Source organism: Arthrobacter sp. 10N418 (genome assembly GCF_056394725.1).
This window is the reverse complement of sequence record NZ_JBFTIK010000016.1, coordinates 38,784-56,280: the sequence shown is the minus strand read 5'-3', so window position 1 is coordinate 56,280 and position 17,497 is coordinate 38,784. Positions and strand designations below refer to the sequence as shown.

Here is a 17,497-nt window from a genome sequence, read left to right as displayed (position 1 = left end):
GGAGTAACAATGGCTACGCATCCGCTCATTGCCATGCGGGGTATCGTCAAAAGATACCCCGGGGTTACCGCTCTCCGCGATGTCAGCCTGTCGGTCGAGCCCGGCGAAGTCATGGCGCTCGTCGGTGAGAACGGCGCGGGCAAGAGCACACTGTTGAAGATACTCGCCGGTGCCGCACATGCTGACGAAGGCGTCATTGAGGTCTCGGGAGAAACAGTTCAGGTACATTCGCCCCGGGAATCCCAGGCCCGAGGAATTGCGGTCATATATCAGGAGCTGAATCTTGCAAATGATCTGAGCGTAGCCGAGAACATTTACGTCGGCAGGGAACCAAAAACCCGGATGGGAACCGTGGATTTCCGGGCAATGGAGCGGGGTGCCGCTGACCTCCTGTCCGGGCTGGGCATCGATATCGCGCCGACTGAAATCGTGGGGAACCTGAACATCGCGCTCCGTCAGATGGTCGAAATCGCCAAGGCATTGCTGATAGAGGCACGCGTCGTCGTGATGGACGAGCCGACATCGTCGCTGACCGAGGAGGAAGTAGAAACACTTCTCAAACTCGTCCGTCAGCTTCGGTCCAATGGCGTCAGCGTTATCTACGTTTCACACCGTATGCGGGAGATTTTCGAGATCGCAGACCGCATTACAGTCATGCGGGACGGGGCGGTAGTGGGCGTCCGCGATGCCAAGATCACGAGCCCGAACGATCTCGTTCAGATGATGGTGGGACGGGAGCTGGAAGATCTCTACGGAGTACGCACTTCACCCGTGGACGGCACCGCGACCCCCACCCTGGAAGTCCGCGGCCTCGGCTCCGGCAAGCTGCTGCACGATGTGAGCTTCTCGGTGCGTCCCGGAGAAATACTTGCTCTGGCAGGGCTAATCGGTGCCGGTCGCAGCGACGCGGCAATGACCATATTCGGCGCTGCGAAACGCAGTCGTGGCGAAATCCTCATAGAAGGAAAGCCGATGACGTTGCGCACGCCGAGTGAATCCATGGCCGCCGGGATCGGTTTTGTTCCCGAGGACCGTAAACACCAGGGCTTATTTCTCGGACTGCCGGTCCGGGAAAACATGTCTTCGGCATCTTTGTCCAAGATCAGCCGCCTGTCCTTCGTGTCGCGACGCCGTGATCGAGACCTTGCGAGCCGCTACGCGAGGCAGCTGGGCCTCCGGGAGTCCGCGATTGAAGTCGCCGCAGGCACTCTAAGCGGTGGAAACCAGCAAAAGGTGGTGCTCGCCCGATGGCTGGCGCGAGTCCCCAAGCTTCTCATCCTCGATGAGCCAACTCGCGGCGTTGATGTGGGCGCAAAGGCGGAGATATACCAACTGGTCCGCAAGATCGCCAGCGAAGGTGTCGCCATTTTGGTCATCTCATCGGAGCTGACGGAAGTACTGGGTATCGCCGATCGCATTCTCGTCATGCGAGAGGGCTACGGCGTAGGCGAGCTGGCAGCAACGGAAGCAAACGAAAAGCGCATTATGGCTATGGCAACGGGAGTACAGGAAGACGTCTCATGACAATCAATGGAGAGACCGTGAAACGAGAAACACAAACGACGCTGGACAGTGGTCCGGCCTTGCCGGCGGCCGCTCGAACATCGTTGGGCGAGAAGATCCGCCACAGGTTGTTGAAGATCATCACTGCACGTGAGTCCACCCTAGCTGGCGTTGTCATTCTCCTGGTTATCTACCTTTCGTGGGCTTCGCCGTACTTCTTTACCGCGGGTAACCTAACGGTCGTCGGGCGGCAGATTGCTCTGGCACTGCTGATCAGCGTGGGTATGACGTTCGTCATCCTAATCGGCGGGATTGACCTTTCTGTCGGCTCCGTCGTCGCATTGGTGAGTGTCCTGTCAGGTGAGGCCATGGTCAACGCCGGGCTACCGCCGGTCGTGGCTGTGATTCTGGCGCTGGGCGCCGGTGCGCTTGTCGGACTGGTGAACGGCTCGATCAATGCCTTTGCGGGACTACCGTCATTTGTTGTGACTCTGGGCATGCTTGCCGTGGCGCGCGGATTGTCGCTCGGTATCACCGGCGGTTCAACGATCAGCGGCTTCCCCCCGGGCTTCCTCTACATCGGCCAGGGAGCATTCCTCGGCATCCCCGTTCCCGTCTGGATCGCAGCGGTCGTTGCGATTCTGAGCCACTTCGTGCTGACACGCACTACATTCGGCCGCCACATCTATTTCGTGGGCTCCAACGAGGAAGCAGCCAAACTATCGGGCATCCGGGTGCGCCGCGTGAAAATTTCCGTCTTCGTTATTTCCTCCACTCTCGCCGCGGTGTCAGGCATCCTTGAGACCGCAAGGCTGAGCGTCGGCCAACCGGCTGCAGGAAACGGATACGAACTCCTGGCCATCGGCGCAGCCGTCATCGGTGGAACGAGCCTGTTCGGTGGTGTGGGCGGGATCTTGGGAACCGCTCTGGGTACTTCCCTGCTCCTGCTTATCCAAAATGCGCTTATCCTCCTGGGTATTTCTGCCTACTGGCAGCAAGCATTCAGCGGCGTCATCATCGTCGGAGCCGTTGCACTGAACATGTGGCGAAGAAAACGTAACTAGAACGTGAAGACCAACGCCTCACTAAGGGCGCACAAAAACAAAGGAGCAATCATGAAGGTAGTAATTACTGGAGCCCACGGAAAAGTCGGCCGCGCAGCGACCCAGGCGCTGCTGGATGCCGGCCACGATGTTCTCGCGGTGGACTTGACCCGCCCGGGATTTGAACGCCGCGCAGAGGGAACCGCCTCTTATCAGATGGCGGACCTCACCGACGCCGGAGAAGCATACGCCGTTGTCCGCGGCGCAGACGCGGTTGTGCACACCGCCGCGATTCCCGAGCCCACCGGGAACCCGGCCCAAGTCGTGTTCCACACAAACCTCATGGCAACCTTCAACGTTCTTGAGGCTGCAGTGAGGTTCGGCGTAAAGCGTTTCGTCAACATCTCGAGCGAGACCGTCCCGGGCTTCTTCTTCCCGGAGCGCGACTTCCTGCCGGACTACGCTCCCGTTGACGAGGAACACCCCATCCACCCCCAGGATCCGTACGCGATCTCGAAGCACTTCGGCGAGCAGCTGATGGACGCCGCAGTCCGACGCTCGGACATCCGTTGCATCTCGCTGCGCCCAAGCTGGGTACAGTACGAGGGAAATTATGAGCAGAACCTCGGCCCCCAAGTTCGCGACGCCTCGGTCCTCAGCCCCAACCTGTGGAGCTACATCGACGCCTACGACCTTGCGGACGCAATTGTGCTTGCAACGGAGTCCGACCTGCCCGGACATGAGGTCTTCTACATCGCATCACCCGACAACGTCGGTGGACGAAACTTCGGTGAGATTCTGAACACCTACTACGGGGACAAGATCGAACTCCGCCCCACCGCACGCCCGGACGCCTCAGGAATTTCCAGCGCCAAGGCCCAGCGCATGCTCGGCTGGAGCCCGAAGCGGTCGTGGCGCGACTACCTGGATTCCGACGGCAAAGCACTTCCGCGAGGCTGAGAGAGTTCGCCCCCGTCGCCGGGGGTTCGGACCGCGTTCGGCGGCCCGAACCCCAGGCAACAACTGAATCCTGTCGATCAAGGCCAGAAAACCATAACGCCTAGAGAGCAAAAGGCAACCAGTGAGACGCAACAACGGCACCTTGAATGCGCAACTCTCGCGAGTCATATCTGAGTGCGGGCACACCGACTCGATCGTCGTGGCGGATGCCGGCCTACCCATCCCCGCATCGGTCGAACGAATTGATCTGGCATATCGCGCGGGCGCACCCGCCTTCTTGGACGTACTCGACACCGTTTTGGCCGAATTCATTCCTGAGAAGGCGGTTGTTTCCAGCGAGATGGTCCAGAACAGCCCAGACATGCTGAACGCCATCAGGCAGCGACTGGAACGGGCTGACGTTGAGATTGAATTTGAGCCTCACACCGAATTCAAACAGAGAACACACTTAGCTCGCGCGGTCGTTCGGTCAGGCGAATTCACACCCTATTCCAACATCCTCCTGATCTCAGGAGTTCCCTTCTAGGCCTACTCGGTCGGGTCGCCGGTTTCACAGTGAAAAGGTAAAGACTTCTTAGATCGGTGGTTAACATGACTCCCAACCTAAGAGGCTTCCTGAGCGGCGGTGATGCCGGGCTGACTTCGGCCGCCGGACCACACCGGACACGCTCTGCACGACGCGACATTGGCCGAACCCGGCGTCCTCTACGGATTCGATGACGACCTCGCCAGCCAGATCACGGCGACGTCAAACCGGATCGGCAGTGCCCAGCACATCGGAGGGTGACTTCTGCGGCAACTTCGGACGCCTAAAAGCCATCACCGGGCGACCGGCCCGCCCCCGCGGGGGATACCATGAACCAGCGCAGTAATGGAGGCGACCCGTGGGGAAGAAGACATTGCCACGCCCAACCGAGCTGTCCTTCCCGGCACAAGACTGGACCAACCTCGGGCCGGGTCAGCCAGTCCGCGTCCAGGACAACAACGGGCAGAATTTCGTCGCCGTCATCGAAACGAGGACCGGTAATTCGCGTGCTGTGTGGATCATCCGTGATGACACAAGGACCCGGCAGGTCATCGGAAACACCGAAGGCGTCGAGCTACTGCTGATCAATCAGTCTCCCCCTCTCCCTCCTCCAATACCCGCGGTCCAAGACCCATCCGGAAGGACCCAATGCTCGTAAAGACCAGCGCCCACTCTGTTCACGTCACGATCTCCTCTGCAGCCAATCTGGAAGAGACCCTTAACAAGGCTGTTGACATCCTCTTCCGAACAGCAGTTGCCAACAACTGCGGCATTCTCATAACACGCCACAGCCACGAGCTGTATACGGCGGACGTCCACCCGGGCGTTCCTTTTGGCCTGACACGAGAAATCAGCATGTGAGACTGGTGGGCACCCGCGTCGAAGCCGGGCGTCTGTGTGACGGGCTTTCACGGGCTCGACACCGGCCCACAATTGATCCGGCGCCTGCTTTGAGCGACGGCCGGTTCCACGTCCTGGCCCCGGAGATCAGCGAGGCAACATGGCCAACGCCGATAGCGCCCCTACTCCCTGCCGTCCTCGAGCGGGATGAGCATAGTGCGGAACGGACCCGGAACGGCATGGAGGCCCCAAACGCGATCGGCGACGTCGTCGATGCCGTTGACAAGCTGAAGCTTAGGAATGCCGCCGGGGATCACGAGTTGCGCGACACGGACGCCCTCATCCAAGAGTGCGTCGTGGAGCATCTCACCGTATGCGCTCTCGGCCGGGAACGCGACCGATGTGCCTGCGAAGTCGGCGCGTGCCTTCACCGAGGTTCCGCCGTTGATCAGGATCACGCTGCCGCCTCCTGCCTGCCGCATCGCTGGTAGCACCGTACGCACCGCGTGAATGAGCCCGAGAGCCGAGAACTGCAATGCTTCCAGCGCCAGCTCAGGAGTCATGTCGAGCACCGGCTTCAGGTATTCACGCGACGGGAGCGGGCTGTACTGCAACGTGGTGATGGATCCCAGCTCTGCCGCGGCACATGCGAGGGCGGCCTCAAGCTCCGACGGTACCAGCACGTCCGCGGCGTATCCACGCGCGGTCAGGCCGCCGGCCTCGAGCTCCGCGGCCATGACGTCAAGCTTGGACTGGTTCCTCGAGATCAGGGCTATCGAGAAGCCTTCGCGACCAAACCTTCGCGCAACTGCCGCTCCAAGTCCCGGTCCAGCTCCGATGATAGCGATGACGGGCACGGTGGGTTCCTTCGATTGATTTATTGTCTTGACAATAGCGCGGTCAGGTTAGGCGACAGTGTGTAGGCATCACCGTCTCGACACACCCGAACCCCTGTGATTCTAGTTCACTCCATCACTCCTCGCGAGTGCCCGTCTCAACGGGAGAGCTCGGCCGATCGGTCCTGAGCCTAGGCGAACCGCCCAACCCGCGGTCGTCAAGGTACTTGGGATGCGGACTAGTCAAGCCAGACTGTATGCCTCCGCCGGCCAACCCATAGTTCCGGCTGGCCCAGATGACGGGCCCCGTGCTCAAGAAGCTCGGTCTCGAATCAGGCAAACGCAATTTGACGCCCATAGGAGCATCATGGGCACGGCAAAGCTAAATCCTCCGGGCTTTTCCCGTGCCCATGAGGACGACGGGACCCCAGCTGGCTGGCTGTGCACAATCGCCAGGTTACCTCTTCCGAGAGACCCGCCAGTGCAGCCGGCGGCCGTGCACTGCTGCCTAGCGACGTTTAGAGTTAACCGCGGCTCCGTTCACCCATAGCCCAAACATTTTGTCCGCCGTGGGCTCGGCGCACATACGATTTTTTTGAGCTGTGAATGCCAAGGCTCAAAGGCTTTATGAAAACTTAGACAGGCACCTCGAAACGTGAGAGTGCCGCCAGAAACAGGAACGCAAGGGGATTCTGTGGTGAACGATAATAGCTCGGTGACTGAGCCAAACGGATCTGGTATCGGTGAGCCATATGCCTCGGATGCGGCAGCCGAATCCGGTTCCGGTCACGCCAGTGGCCATCAGCCCGACCCTGAACAGAATGGTCAGGGGATGCCGGCCGCAGAAAAGCTCCCCACTGCGATGGGCCGCAGCGACGGCGAGAGGGCAACTGAAAGATCGAACTACCCGGCCCCCGACGCCGTTGCACCTGAGAGCCTGGAACGCCTTCAACGGATCGTTTCGGCGCCCTGGCTACAGTCCTACGCAGCCGCAAATCTACCCCTGGCCCAGATGGGAGACTCAGTGAAGCTCCTGCACTCTCTCGAAGCCCTAAATCCGCAGCCCCACCTAATTGAGACCATCAATCAGATGCTCAAAGCATCTACCCCGGACTTTTCTCACATCATGGAGGCGGCTTCACTACCCCTCACACAGATGCTGCAACCAGCGTCTATCTCAGGCGCGCTCAAGACCCTGCTGGAAAACTCCCTCCGCCATTCCACATTTGCGGGGTTCGCCACGAAAACTCAGGAGTGGTTGACCACGACAGAGACCCTGAGGTACAGAAGCAACAACTATGTATGGCACTACACCAACGGATACGCCTGCCTCTCCATCATCAAGAGCGGAAGCCTCTGGGCATCAAGCCCTGAGAGCCTTAACGACGCTTCCGAAATGACACACGGACTTACTCTCATTCGTGAGGGCCTTGAGCGCCTGTTAGTCGAGGCGAAGGAAGAAGGCGACTACGATCCCGACGATTGGGCGACCGTCGAATTGCTGATGAAGGAAGTCCTAGATGACGCCTACTTTGACACTATGTTGAACGAGGTCTACTTCATCTCCGCCTCGAGCCAACCTGACAGCCTCACCCTGTGGAGAAATTATGCCAATGGTGACGGCTTCGCACTCGGACTCAGCACTAGCGTGGAACTGTCCGCGGACGGCATCGCCATGGACGGCCACGAGGGAACCGCAAACTACAGGGCCGACGTGCCTCCTATAAGCGGCTGGTATCGAGTCGTCTACAAAAAGCGTCAGAAAGAGCGCTTGGCAACGGAGTTTATCCAGAGCGCCGTGGAAGACATCGACCGGGCCGGCGAAAGTGACCACGAAACCTTGGTCAAGGAACTGAGGAAGCAAGCTGTCATCCTGGCATCGGTGATGAAACATGATGCTTTTGAGGATGAAAAGGAGGTGCGATGGATGACGACCAACTTCACTAACTTCGACCCTGTCCACTACGAGCATGGGCGCACGAGTATAGTCCCTGTCCTTCATGTAAGGGCCGCTTCACAGGATGGAGACTCTCTGCTGCCTCTTCGGGGCGTTGGGTGTTCTCCTGTGGCGCCCGATGGCATCGTTCGAACCATTCAAGGTCTATTGACGCAGATGGGCTACACGCGGGCGAGCGGAAACGTCAAGAAGTCCGAGCAACCGTTCCGGGGGTGACGACGCCCGCGAGCGGGCAGTCATCACCGGGGCTTTCTCCACTGCTTCTCTGATCTTCATCATCAAGGCACCGCTGTCCGCGGCCCGGTGGGAGTTGCCCTCCCCGCTCGCACGTCCTTGGGTCCAGGTTCCGTCGCGTTATCGCCGACCAATGAACCGGGAAGAGAGAAACCCTTTCGCTCACGGCGCATGAACGACGGCGACATCAGTCCTCAGAGCTGGTTTCTCAGCGGCTCACGCCCATGCGCTCCTGAATTTCCGGCCAGTCGTGGGGCTATTTCAGGAGCGCTAAATACCCGAACCACGCGGCAGCGATCGTTGCTATTCCGATTGCGGCCGTCCATAAGAACCCTGGGATGGACCATTTTGGCTGGTCTAACGGACTACCTCCGTTACTCAAGTCCACGTTGTTCCTTGAACCCCGTCCCTCGGCGGAAACGATTGCCACTCTGGCGCCATCCCCCATCGTGACCTGAAGAGCGCGGTCTACGGCTTGACCCGTTGAACTTGCGGTTTCGAACTCAATCTCGAATTCAGCGATCAGGGTAACCAATCGATTTCTTATCTGGTGCATCACGCCCGCTATTTCGCTCTTGGATATTAGCCAGTACAGCCGGTGGATCTCCTGAGTATCGCTTTGTAGTTCATGGTTCCAGAGGCGCACCAGTTCGGCGGATCCAGCGGGGGATAGAGTTACGGCGTCATCATCCGAACGGGCTGCCAGCTCCTCCAACGTCCCAATACCCTGGACGAGGGGCACTTCCTCGCTAATGGCGTCCCTGGCGAACTCGGGCAGGGAACTGGGCGCAATGTGTTGCCGACGGAACTGCGTCCATCCCGCTATGCCATCGATGACCAGGGGGGCGGCAACCTTCCTGTACGACGGCAGCTCAGCCTTGTTCCCCTTGAAACCGTTAAGCTCCGATGACGCCCAAACCACAAGGTCGCGAGAACCTGAGGCTCCCCCGAGTGCTACGCATTTCCGCAAAAGGTCAGAGACAGAGCTTGAGCTATCCAGCGCCCCGCTCTGAATATCGCGCAGCAGCTTGGTGGCACGATCGCTCATTTTCTCGGTTCCTCGCGTGTGGCTCTAAGGGAACTCCCGGGCAAGGTCACAGGGCTGGCTTTCCGGCCCAGGCCAATAGGAGCAAGCTCTAGACTAGCGAGTCATCTCTCTCAGGACGTTGCCGGGCAGCAGAGTCCACGTCGGATTCTGCTTACAGCGCCTTCCTCAAACGACGCCGCAATTAGCCAGCCCTTGATGAGGTCCCTTACACGCTCTCGCCAATCCGTCGCGAAAGCTAAGGGATATGTGACGTCGTACCGACCTTCCCGAGCTGGGCGAGCCGAGCGAGACGGACCCGGGCTGCAGAGGTTCACTGCTAGATGCCCGTGCGACTATTTGGTTGTTCCCAATTCCGCTTTAACCGCAGTCAAGAAGTCATCTTTGCCTTGTTCACCGCGCCTGCGTGCTCATCCCATTTTTTGGTGGATCGGAATCTTCTTTCGAAGTGATTGACGGAACTCCCGGCCGGAGACTGCCCGGAATCCGCGCTGATGTCCGCTTGTGTGAATCCTTTGGCCCGGCTGGCCACTTGGCGGTCAGATCATCCAGCGCCAGGACGTTCCACGTCCCGACCAGCAGGTTGGTGTCCGCCCTGGCGGGAATAGCGGCGTCCAAGGGCTGTTCGGGGTCGGTCTAAGTCTTCGGTGACAGCTGCCGGCAGCTGCTCAGGCATGACTCCATGCAAGCAGACAGGCTCCAAGACGCCGGATCATAAACTGCCGATATCTTTAGTCGTCTTCAGGCTGTCCGTCATGTAGTTCACGGGGGTTTGGGGCTCTGGTTGCTTCGTTGTGGATGGGTTAGCGTCATGTCCGTCCACGAGGCAGCTGACAGGAGCGGCGATGCGGGTATCAAAGGTATTGGATCCGGCAAGCAATGCGTTGTCGTTCACGCTGATTGGCGCGACCGGGGTGGTGGAACCGGCAGAGCGGTATCTACGGTATCTGGCCGAGACCGAGCGGTCACCGAACACGATCAAAGCCCACGCCCACGATTTGAAGGACTGGTTCGTCTTCCTGGACGAACACGGGCTCGACTGGCAGTCGGTGAAGCTGGAAGACGTGGGGGCGTTCATCAGGTGGTTACGGCGTCCGCCGGACATGCGCGGGCAGGTCTTTTCAGTTCTTCCGTCGATCGGGCACCATTGCGGCGAGGCGACGGTGAACCGCAAGCTTTCCACCGTGTCGATCTTCTATCAGCATGCCGCCCGCCAGGGCCTTGACCTGGGCGAACTGATCACGTGCTGGGACCCCGGCGCCCGCTCGGGAGGGTGGAAACCCTTCCTGCACCACATCAGCAAGGGCACCGCGAAACAGCGCAGGGTGGTGAAGCTTCCCGTGACTGCAAGGATTCCCCGCCTGCTAGCCCCCGACGAGGTCCAAAGCATTCTGGATTCGTGCGGGCACCTCAGGGACCGGCTGCTGTTCGCGCTGCTCCATGACGCGGGTATCCGGATCGGTGAGGCCCTGGGGCTCCGGCATGAGGACATCGCCGTGGCCGAACGGGAAATCACTGTCCGCCGACGCGACAACACCAACGGTGCGCGCGCAAAATCGCCTCACTCGCGCACGGTCCCGGTCACGGCCGACCTGATCCGGCTGTATGCCGACTACCTCGACGTCGAATACGGTGACCTGGATTCCGACTACGTCTTCGTCAACCTGTGGGGCCGGCCCTACGGGCAGGCAATGACATATGCCGCCGTCCACGACCTGGTGCGGCGGCTCCGGCGGCAGACGGGCATCGGGTTTGACCCGCACTGGTTCCGGCACACCTATGCCACTCGGATGCTCCGGGAGAACGTCCCGATCGAGGTGGTCTCTAAACTGCTGGGCCATGCGAGCCTGACGACGACGGTCAACACCTATGCCCATATCTCCAGCGATGATGCCCGCCGCGCACTGGCCGATGCGGGCTGGTTCGCCTCCAGAACGGTGACGATATGACCACCCTGCATCCCGTGCCCTCACGAAACGACCCACTGCCGGTCCGGATGGGGCCCTCGCTGGGCGCCGCAGCGCCGTGGGAGACCGAGTTCCCCAAGGACATCTGGCATGCCAGGGCCCTTGGTATCGTCGCCCGCAGCCAGGTCACGGTCCACTTCGAAAACATCACCCGGCCCTGGTTGAAACAGCTGGCCAAACGATGGGCCCGCTGGCGGCTGACGACCGGATTAACGGTCGAATCCGCGGTGCTGGGAACCAAAGCCGTGGAGAGCTTCAACGCCTTTCTGGATTCAACGAGGATCCCAGTCACTGGCACCGCCGATATTGACCGCGAGCTGATCGAGAGGTTCCTGGCCTACCTGCACACCCATGCCGCCGGGACGACGACGCACCGGATGCGGATCGGCCAGTTCAACACGTTTCTCCTCACCATGCGCCGTCACGGATGGGTGACCGATCTGCCCAGCACGGCCCAGATCTACACCGAGGACTATCCCAAAGAGACGGTCCGGCAACCCCGGGCACTGAGCGAACACGTCATGGCCCAGCTGGAAAACCCGGAAAATCTCGCCAAAATGGCCAGCCCGCATCACCGGCTGATCACCGTGATTCTGATCCGGTGCGGGCTGCGGATCAGCGACACCGTGGCCCTGACCCAGGACTGCATCACCCGCGACAAGGACGGTGCCCCGTATCTGCGTTATCTGAACCACAAGATGAAACGCGAGGCACTCGTCCCCATCGATGAGGAACTCGAACGGGCCATCGCGGAGCACATCCTCTACGTCAACGGCACGGGCAACTCCGGGACACGCCAGCTTTTCGCCCATGACCAGGTGGACGTTTACGGCGCCGGACACCTCAGCCCAGGCTCTTACAGCACCGCTCTTCGGCGATGGGTCAAGGACTGCAACGTCACCGACGAAAACGGCACCCCTGCCGTGGTCAGCCCACACCGCTTTCGCCACACGCTGGGCACCAGACTGATCAACCTCGACGTCCCTCAAGAGGTCGTACGCCGGATCCTGGACCACGACTCCCACCAGATGACGGCCCACTACGCCAGACTCAGCGACACAACAATCCGGCGACACTGGGAAGCCGCACGGAAAGTCAACGCATCCGGCAGCGTCGTAGAACTTGATCCCGACGGCCCCCTCGCCGAAGCCGCCTGGTCCAAACAACGCCTCGGCAGGGCCACCCAGGCACTTCCCAACGGCTACTGCGGCCTCCCGGTCCAGAAAACCTGCCCGCACGCCAACGCCTGCCTGACCTGTCCCATGTTCATCACCACCGCCGACTTCCTCCCGCAACACCGCGAACACCGGACGCAGGTCGTGCAGATAATCTCCGCCGCCGAAGCCCGAGGCCAGCAGCGGCTGGCCGAAATGAACACACGGGTCCTCGGCAACCTGGACCGCATCATCCAAACACTCGACAACGGAACGCGAGAAGGCCCCAGCCACTTAATCGAGGAGGACAACCGTGCGGGCAGATAACAGCCGCCATATCCGGCAGGCCGCGGAACGCCGGCACGAACTCACCCGCTCCAAAGCCGTCGCCGCACTCCGCGATCTCCAAAACCAGGGCGGCCCCGTCACCTTCGAAGCAGTAGCCGCGGCAGCCGGAGTCTCCCGATCCTGGCTCTACTCCCAGATCGATCTGCGAACCGTCATCATCGGGCTGCGCGAGGACCGCCCACAACAACCCAGAGCGAGTCGAAGCAGCGCCAGTACGGAGTCCCTGCGCGCCCGCCTCAATGCATCGCTGGAGCGGAACCGCGAGCTCTCCGCAGAAATCGAGCACCTCAGACACCAGTTGGCGCTTGCACTGGGACACTCGCGGAGTCGGAACACCAGAGGACTCTAAGGGAACCCCTCAACGGCACAGTCGGCCTCCCGCGTCGCGCGCTGACTAGGATTTGGGTAGAACGGGACTGCCGTTCAATTGGGGGAGATATGACAATGGTTAGTCTTGCAATCGCCGCATGGGTCGTGACTGGCCTCATCGCGCTACTCGGAATCAGCGCCGGAGCGACCATATGGTTCTACATGGAACCTGTCGTCGACTCAGTGCCCGACCCGGCGAGCTACTATGTCGCCGCCGGCGCCGGCTTCCTGGCACTGTTCCTTAGCCTCGCTGTCAGTATCGGCATTACCGTCCACTCAGTTCGGTGCAAATCCAGCGGGCGGACCCCAGCAATCTGACGCATATCGGCGACACCGTTCAGATCGGCGGATCTTGACCATCTGATTATGGCAGTTTGAGTGGGGACCGGATTTGCAGTCTGACTTGAGCCCACTTCGCGGCTCGCCGGTTGATGAATCGCAGTTTCAGTTGAGCCCATCACCCGCGGTTTTGATTCTCTCGTTTGCGCGCCAGATGCCTTGCAAATAAGCGAACGGATATGCCGATACCGATCCCTATGGGAACCACATACAGTACGCCCGACCGCGGGTATAGCTGACCCAGGACGGCACCGACGACTGCTGCGGAAACGATGATGAAGAGAATGATGAGTGTTAGTTTCAGGTCAGTCACTGTGGTTCCCCTTGCAGTTGTGTCACGGCAAGGCCGTGCTCGCCGGTGTGACACCTCGATCCTACGGGTGCCGCTTAGCGTCCCCAAAGACTGGCAATCCCGGGCGTAGCTCCGGTTGCGCATCCGAGCGAAAGCAAAGCGTTGGGGGCGTCCCAACCACTCAACAGGGCGAATCCGGACCCGCCCTTACATGGGTCCCGATCAGACCGCGATTCCCTCTCCAAATGGGCTCAAATGAGATTGACATTCTCAACCATCACGTCATCCAAAAGCTGCAGCCATTCAGCTACGAGGGGGCACCGTGAGCATCTCAAGTGCATCACGATTCTTCCCAGCGCTGAAGGACCCCGGAGCGCCCACTATCCACGTTCTGGACACTGTCCAGGACGGACAAGCCCCGCCATCACGGCTGTGATCCAGCAGGACTATAGATATGGGTCGTTTTCGACTGACCCAGAATGGGACCGTCACGTAGAACCGTGGGGAAGGGTCCTGCGGAACGTTGATGCGTTATCCCGAGTGCAGCAGGCCAGACAGAATCACGATTCGCCGCCTCCCTAGAGCTCGGCTGCCGGAGGCTCTCCAGGAGACGGGGCCGGCGCTGGAAGCTCATGTTGGATCTTCTGTATCTGCTGTGCCTGATGGGTTTGAGGACGGAAGATTTCATCCGCCATTCCGAGCAGATCTCCACTACCTCTGCGCCGCACGCCCAGCCGCCGGTTCCTACGCGAGGTCCACACCCAGATACCCGCTAACGCGGCTGGCACCCCAAGCACCGCCACCGTCCCGATCAAGATGTCCATGCCGGCCACCCTAGCCGGTGAAACCGTGCGGATCTTGCCGACCACCCTCGTCTCAGGAGGTTTGACGCCCGGAAGCTGTTCACTCGGGAAGCGGCTCTGCAACTCCCTGCGAGTCATCATTTCGACCCTCTGGTCCCTATGGAGTGACCAACCGAGAGGGATAGCGTCCGGTGACGAATCCCTTACCTGGCTAGCCATGCGATAAAGAGCGCCGTGAAAACGCCGCCATTTACCGCCGAAAGTCACACGCTCAGGCCGACGCGACGAGATGGGCTTCCGCCCGGCACTTAAAGTTGGGGGTCAGGTGTCATCCCCGTGATTGTCCGCGAGCCATGACTTGATGATCGGTGTTGCTGCTATCAAATCCGGTGCGATTTGATCGGCAGCACCGAGGTCTCGAACATGATGAGTTGAAGCGATCGCGAGCACCTTCATTCCGGCCGCTTTCCCGGCTTCCACCCCGCCCGGGGCATCCTCTAGGACGAGGCAATCGGCGGGGACGGCGCCCAGCATGCTTGCTGCAAGCAGGTAACCATCTGGGGCCGGTTTGCCGAACTCGACATCGCCACCGTCCACCAACACGGTAGGCGCCGGGATACCTAAGCGTGCGAAGCGAGCAAGAACTGTTTGTCTCTGCCCGCTGGTGACAACACCCCACTGTTCCGATGGCAGGCCGGCCGTCAGCTCGGAGGCCCCGGGCATTGGCGGAAACCGGTCTCCAACCCGGTCCATGATTTGCCGCAAAGAGCTGTATTCAGCGACGGCGTCCAGATGCGGAGCGATGCCGGCTACCGTGTCGACGGGGCGGCGCCCGTGAGTTGCGGCCCACACAAGTTCGGCATCCAGACCCTGGGCGTCGCTCCACTTGTTCCACACCAGCCTGTATCCGGCATACGAGTCAATCAGCACGCCGTCAACATCAAAAAGCAAAGCCCTCACCAACGCACCATACCGCCCGGCGAGTTCAAACCAGCGAATCCAGCAAGTCAGAACGCTAAGCGAAAGCGGCCGTCGACCATGGCGTCCGTGACGCGCTGGGCACTGCGAGCCATCTCCTCGCCTGAGGTGTCCAGCGCATGGTGGTCCAACGCTCCGAGATCCGCGAATTGGTCCCACATAGCGAGGATCGGGGCCTCCTCAATGAGGGCAGACGGCGCCGTTCGTGCCTGCGCCCGGGTGAGGGCGACGTCGCGGCGCGGCCGGAGGACCACGTAATCGATCGGCACGCCGGGTGTCTCCAGCGCTTCCGCCCGAAAATGTCCGAGCATCCAAGGCCCGACGATCCCATCGACCACAGTCAGGAAGCCACCCGCCGCGTACGCGAACGCGGCCTTCGCGATCACTTCCATAACCGTTTGATTTTGCGCGTCCGAGGCAGGCTCATAGGGCGGAATGGCACCGGACGCGATGTAATGCCAGAAGTCGTCCGTGTGAAGATGCACAGCCTTGGGCTGGCGGCGGACGAGCTCTTGTGCAATCGTCGACTTGCCCGCTCCTGGAGGACCGGTGATGACGACCACCTTGCTGCTCATGCCCTTCAGCTTAGGTGTGCGCTTCGATGGAACATCACCCGACGTTCGCAGCGCTGACTGCTTTCCAGCGATCAGAGGACCGGCGACAAGCCTTCAATCTCGTAGTGTCTAGCGAAGTGGGTAGTTGCCCTGCCCGATTCGCTCCGGGCGACTCGTTGCTGATGTGCCCGGAATGAGTCCCCGTCCTGGAATTGTTCGTCGACCTGCCATATCAGCGGGTTCTGAGTAGGGTTCACCTCGAATGAAAGGCATCCTGGCTCGGCGCGTGTCAGCTCGATGTGTAGGGGCAGGTGCTGCGTTACCACCGCGGTCTGCTCCTGGTCACTGCAAACAAGTTGGCCGGTTAGGAAGACGATGCTCATATCCCATCTTTACATTGCCGACCACAGCGGCCGCGCCCTCCGGGTAAAGCATCACACCTTCCGGAGCGGGTGATACGCCAAGGAGCGCCGTGAAAAACCCGCCATTTACCGCCGCGAATCACAGGCTTTGCCCATTGGCTCGCCAGACCGAAACCCGTAACATGTCCCTACACCGCGGCGGGCTGGGGAGCTGCCTTAGCGGAAGAGGCGCGGTCGTGGGAGACAGCCCGTATCGAGGAATGCAGCACTCTGATCTGCGCAACCTTATTCGTGAGTACAAGAAGCGGATCAAGACGTTTAAGCATGAACAGGAAATGATCGGGTGGCGAAACATGGATTCGGAAGCCTGGCAGGCGGAAGAGGAGAACATCGCCGGCGATCAGGCCCAAATCGACGAGATAGAGGCCGAGATTCACCGTCAGACTGAAGTACGCAATCGCCGTGAGGAAGCCCAGGAAAACCAGCGCAACCTTGCGGGCACTCCCCGGCATGATTCAGGGCCCAAACCTTTTGATACCGCACTCTCCGCCTGGTTCAGGAGCCAACGGTACGAACCGGCGAAGCACTTCGAAATATCCTGGCAGCTGGACGGACGTAGATTTGTAGCCAATTGGACTGCCGCTCCCAAGCGACTTGAAGTCTGGATGGTCGTTCAGCCAGGAACACCCGGAGCAACTCAGCGAGACGGCCAACACCTGATGCCGTGCAACAACTTCGAGGAGCAGAAAGCCGGGCGCATAGCTGAGAGCCATCGACCGAATACGGCATCGCCGCCGCGCAAGACCGGGCCTCGCCGGGCCGAGGGCTAGGGCACTCAGCGGAAGGAGTCACCCAAGTGAACGAAGAAGACCCCGAGTTCTATCGGAATATGTCGAATGGAGAGTTGATCCACCGGCAGCGAGAGGCCAACAGGTGGTACGCAGAGCTAGGCAAGAAGTGGAACAAGACTCCACACTGGGACGAGGAAGAGCGGGAAAGCATCTCCGAACTTCGACAGCGAGCGTCCAACTACGGGAATGCCATCCAGAAAGAACTTGATCGGCAGAAAGAGGAACCCAAGTCGGGTGTTACCAGTCTCGGAAAGGCGGTCAACTCTTGGTTTGCACGACAGGAATTCACCGTTCCAGACGCCGTCAACGTCTCATGGAGGGTGCAAGACCGTCAGTATTCGGGACGGTTTTATCATGACAGCGAAAGGTTAGAAGTATCGATCGAGGTGAAGCCCGGCACGCCAGGAGCACAACGACGCGGTCCAAAGTACTACCTACGTTGCAATACCGTTGAGGAGCAGCGGGCGGCAATCATTGCTGAGAGCAAGGCAGACCCACACGGCTAGAGGGGCGGCGGGCCTACGTGGGTTCTCCTT

At 60.3% G+C, this 17,497-nt stretch carries 17 protein-coding genes; 12 read left to right on the top strand and 5 right to left on the bottom strand.

What is annotated here, in order from left to right:
* The first annotated feature begins 9 nt into the window (after positions 1 to 9).
* The 5 genes from AC1DCZ_RS13865 to AC1DCZ_RS13845 all read left to right on the top strand — a co-directional run bounded on the left by AC1DCZ_RS13865 (position 10) and on the right by AC1DCZ_RS13845 (position 4,893).
* Positions 10 to 1,524, top strand: a complete 1,515-nt coding sequence (locus AC1DCZ_RS13865) for a sugar ABC transporter ATP-binding protein (protein ID WP_476975106.1) — start codon at positions 10 to 12, stop codon at positions 1,522 to 1,524.
* Positions 1,521 to 2,567 carry an ABC transporter permease gene (locus AC1DCZ_RS13860; RefSeq protein ID WP_476975105.1) on the top strand — a complete coding sequence of 349 codons (1,047 nt, stop codon included), beginning with the start codon at positions 1,521 to 1,523 and terminating at the stop codon, positions 2,565 to 2,567. The genes AC1DCZ_RS13865 and AC1DCZ_RS13860 overlap by 4 nt, the downstream gene beginning before the upstream one ends.
* 51 nt (positions 2,568 to 2,618) lie before the next feature.
* Positions 2,619 to 3,506 (top strand): NAD-dependent epimerase/dehydratase family protein, encoded by an 888-nt coding sequence (locus AC1DCZ_RS13855; protein ID WP_476975104.1) that lies wholly within the window; start codon positions 2,619 to 2,621, stop codon positions 3,504 to 3,506.
* A gap of 121 nt (positions 3,507 to 3,627) precedes the next feature.
* Positions 3,628 to 4,032 carry a D-ribose pyranase gene (gene rbsD, locus AC1DCZ_RS13850; protein ID WP_476975103.1) on the top strand — a complete coding sequence of 135 codons (405 nt, stop codon included), beginning with the start codon at positions 3,628 to 3,630 and terminating at the stop codon, positions 4,030 to 4,032.
* Between the two features lie 648 nt (positions 4,033 to 4,680).
* Positions 4,681 to 4,893 carry a hypothetical protein gene (locus AC1DCZ_RS13845; RefSeq protein ID WP_476975102.1) on the top strand — a complete coding sequence of 71 codons (213 nt, stop codon included), beginning with the start codon at positions 4,681 to 4,683 and terminating at the stop codon, positions 4,891 to 4,893.
* A 161-nt stretch (positions 4,894 to 5,054) separates the two neighbouring features.
* Here AC1DCZ_RS13845 and AC1DCZ_RS13840 read toward each other — a convergent pair whose 3' ends face one another.
* Positions 5,055 to 5,729 (bottom strand): SDR family NAD(P)-dependent oxidoreductase, encoded by a 675-nt coding sequence (locus tag AC1DCZ_RS13840; protein WP_476975101.1) that lies wholly within the window; start codon positions 5,727 to 5,729, stop codon positions 5,055 to 5,057.
* 694 nt (positions 5,730 to 6,423) lie between these two features.
* Between AC1DCZ_RS13840 and AC1DCZ_RS13835 the strand changes: the two genes are divergently transcribed.
* Positions 6,424 to 7,881, top strand: a complete 1,458-nt coding sequence (locus tag AC1DCZ_RS13835; RefSeq protein WP_476975100.1) for a DUF2971 domain-containing protein — start codon at positions 6,424 to 6,426, stop codon at positions 7,879 to 7,881.
* 274 nt (positions 7,882 to 8,155) lie between these two features.
* Here the strand turns inward: AC1DCZ_RS13835 and AC1DCZ_RS13830 are convergent, their stop codons facing one another.
* The gene (locus tag AC1DCZ_RS13830; RefSeq protein ID WP_476975099.1) at positions 8,156 to 8,947 is read right to left on the bottom strand and encodes an AbiTii domain-containing protein; all 792 of its coding nucleotides are present in this window, start codon (positions 8,945 to 8,947) and stop codon (positions 8,156 to 8,158) included.
* 842 nt (positions 8,948 to 9,789) lie between these two features.
* Between AC1DCZ_RS13830 and AC1DCZ_RS13825 the strand changes: the two genes are divergently transcribed.
* The 4 genes from AC1DCZ_RS13825 to AC1DCZ_RS13810 all read left to right on the top strand — a co-directional run bounded on the left by AC1DCZ_RS13825 (position 9,790) and on the right by AC1DCZ_RS13810 (position 13,100).
* Positions 9,790 to 10,893 (top strand): site-specific integrase, encoded by a 1,104-nt coding sequence (locus tag AC1DCZ_RS13825; RefSeq protein WP_476975098.1) that lies wholly within the window; start codon positions 9,790 to 9,792, stop codon positions 10,891 to 10,893.
* A complete protein-coding gene (locus tag AC1DCZ_RS13820) occupies positions 10,890 to 12,392 on the top strand; it encodes a tyrosine-type recombinase/integrase (protein WP_476975097.1) in 1,503 nt (500 codons plus the stop codon). The genes AC1DCZ_RS13825 and AC1DCZ_RS13820 overlap by 4 nt, the downstream gene beginning before the upstream one ends.
* Positions 12,379 to 12,762, top strand: coding sequence for a DUF6262 family protein (locus AC1DCZ_RS13815; RefSeq protein WP_476975096.1), 384 nt, complete (start codon positions 12,379 to 12,381; stop codon positions 12,760 to 12,762). Before AC1DCZ_RS13820 ends, AC1DCZ_RS13815 begins: the two co-directional genes overlap by 14 nt.
* Before the next feature lie 95 nt (positions 12,763 to 12,857).
* Positions 12,858 to 13,100, top strand: a complete 243-nt coding sequence (locus AC1DCZ_RS13810) for a hypothetical protein (protein WP_476975095.1) — start codon at positions 12,858 to 12,860, stop codon at positions 13,098 to 13,100.
* Between the two features lie 1,437 nt (positions 13,101 to 14,537).
* Here AC1DCZ_RS13810 and AC1DCZ_RS13805 read toward each other — a convergent pair.
* The 3 genes from AC1DCZ_RS13805 to AC1DCZ_RS13795 form a co-directional block, all read right to left on the bottom strand.
* A complete protein-coding gene (locus AC1DCZ_RS13805) occupies positions 14,538 to 15,176 on the bottom strand; it encodes an HAD-IA family hydrolase (RefSeq protein ID WP_476975094.1) in 639 nt (212 codons plus the stop codon).
* Between the two features lie 47 nt (positions 15,177 to 15,223).
* Positions 15,224 to 15,769, bottom strand: a complete 546-nt coding sequence (locus tag AC1DCZ_RS13800) for an AAA family ATPase (protein ID WP_476975093.1) — start codon at positions 15,767 to 15,769, stop codon at positions 15,224 to 15,226.
* 71 nt (positions 15,770 to 15,840) lie between these two features.
* The gene (locus AC1DCZ_RS13795; protein WP_476975092.1) at positions 15,841 to 16,131 is read right to left on the bottom strand and encodes a putative quinol monooxygenase; all 291 of its coding nucleotides are present in this window, start codon (positions 16,129 to 16,131) and stop codon (positions 15,841 to 15,843) included.
* 239 nt (positions 16,132 to 16,370) lie between these two features.
* On the opposite strand from AC1DCZ_RS13795, the gene AC1DCZ_RS13790 reads away from it, so the two are divergent.
* Entirely contained in the window at positions 16,371 to 16,940 is a 570-nt protein-coding gene (locus AC1DCZ_RS13790) for a hypothetical protein (protein ID WP_476975091.1), read from the top strand.
* A 26-nt stretch (positions 16,941 to 16,966) separates the two neighbouring features.
* Entirely contained in the window at positions 16,967 to 17,467 is a 501-nt protein-coding gene (locus AC1DCZ_RS13785) for a hypothetical protein (protein ID WP_476975090.1), read from the top strand.
* Positions 17,468 to 17,497 lie beyond the last annotated feature (30 nt).

What these genes read in the sequence shown, in the direction of transcription:
- AC1DCZ_RS13865 (WP_476975106.1), top strand. Translation starts at nt 10, where the DNA reads ATGGCTACGCATCCGCTCATTGCCATGCGGGGTATCGTCAAAAGATAC.
- AC1DCZ_RS13860 (WP_476975105.1), top strand. Translation starts at nt 1,521, where the DNA reads ATGACAATCAATGGAGAGACCGTGAAACGAGAAACACAAACGACGCTG.
- AC1DCZ_RS13855 (WP_476975104.1), top strand. Translation starts at nt 2,619, where the DNA reads ATGAAGGTAGTAATTACTGGAGCCCACGGAAAAGTCGGCCGCGCAGCG.
- AC1DCZ_RS13845 (WP_476975102.1), top strand. Translation starts at nt 4,681, where the DNA reads ATGCTCGTAAAGACCAGCGCCCACTCTGTTCACGTCACGATCTCCTCT.
- AC1DCZ_RS13830 (WP_476975099.1), bottom strand. Translation starts at nt 8,947, where the DNA reads ATGAGCGATCGTGCCACCAAGCTGCTGCGCGATATTCAGAGCGGGGCG.
- AC1DCZ_RS13825 (WP_476975098.1), top strand. Translation starts at nt 9,790, where the DNA reads ATGCGGGTATCAAAGGTATTGGATCCGGCAAGCAATGCGTTGTCGTTC.
- AC1DCZ_RS13820 (WP_476975097.1), top strand. Translation starts at nt 10,890, where the DNA reads ATGACCACCCTGCATCCCGTGCCCTCACGAAACGACCCACTGCCGGTC.
- AC1DCZ_RS13810 (WP_476975095.1), top strand. Translation starts at nt 12,858, where the DNA reads ATGGTTAGTCTTGCAATCGCCGCATGGGTCGTGACTGGCCTCATCGCG.
- AC1DCZ_RS13800 (WP_476975093.1), bottom strand. Translation starts at nt 15,769, where the DNA reads ATGAGCAGCAAGGTGGTCGTCATCACCGGTCCTCCAGGAGCGGGCAAG.
- AC1DCZ_RS13795 (WP_476975092.1), bottom strand. Translation starts at nt 16,131, where the DNA reads ATGAGCATCGTCTTCCTAACCGGCCAACTTGTTTGCAGTGACCAGGAG.
- AC1DCZ_RS13790 (WP_476975091.1), top strand. Translation starts at nt 16,371, where the DNA reads ATGCAGCACTCTGATCTGCGCAACCTTATTCGTGAGTACAAGAAGCGG.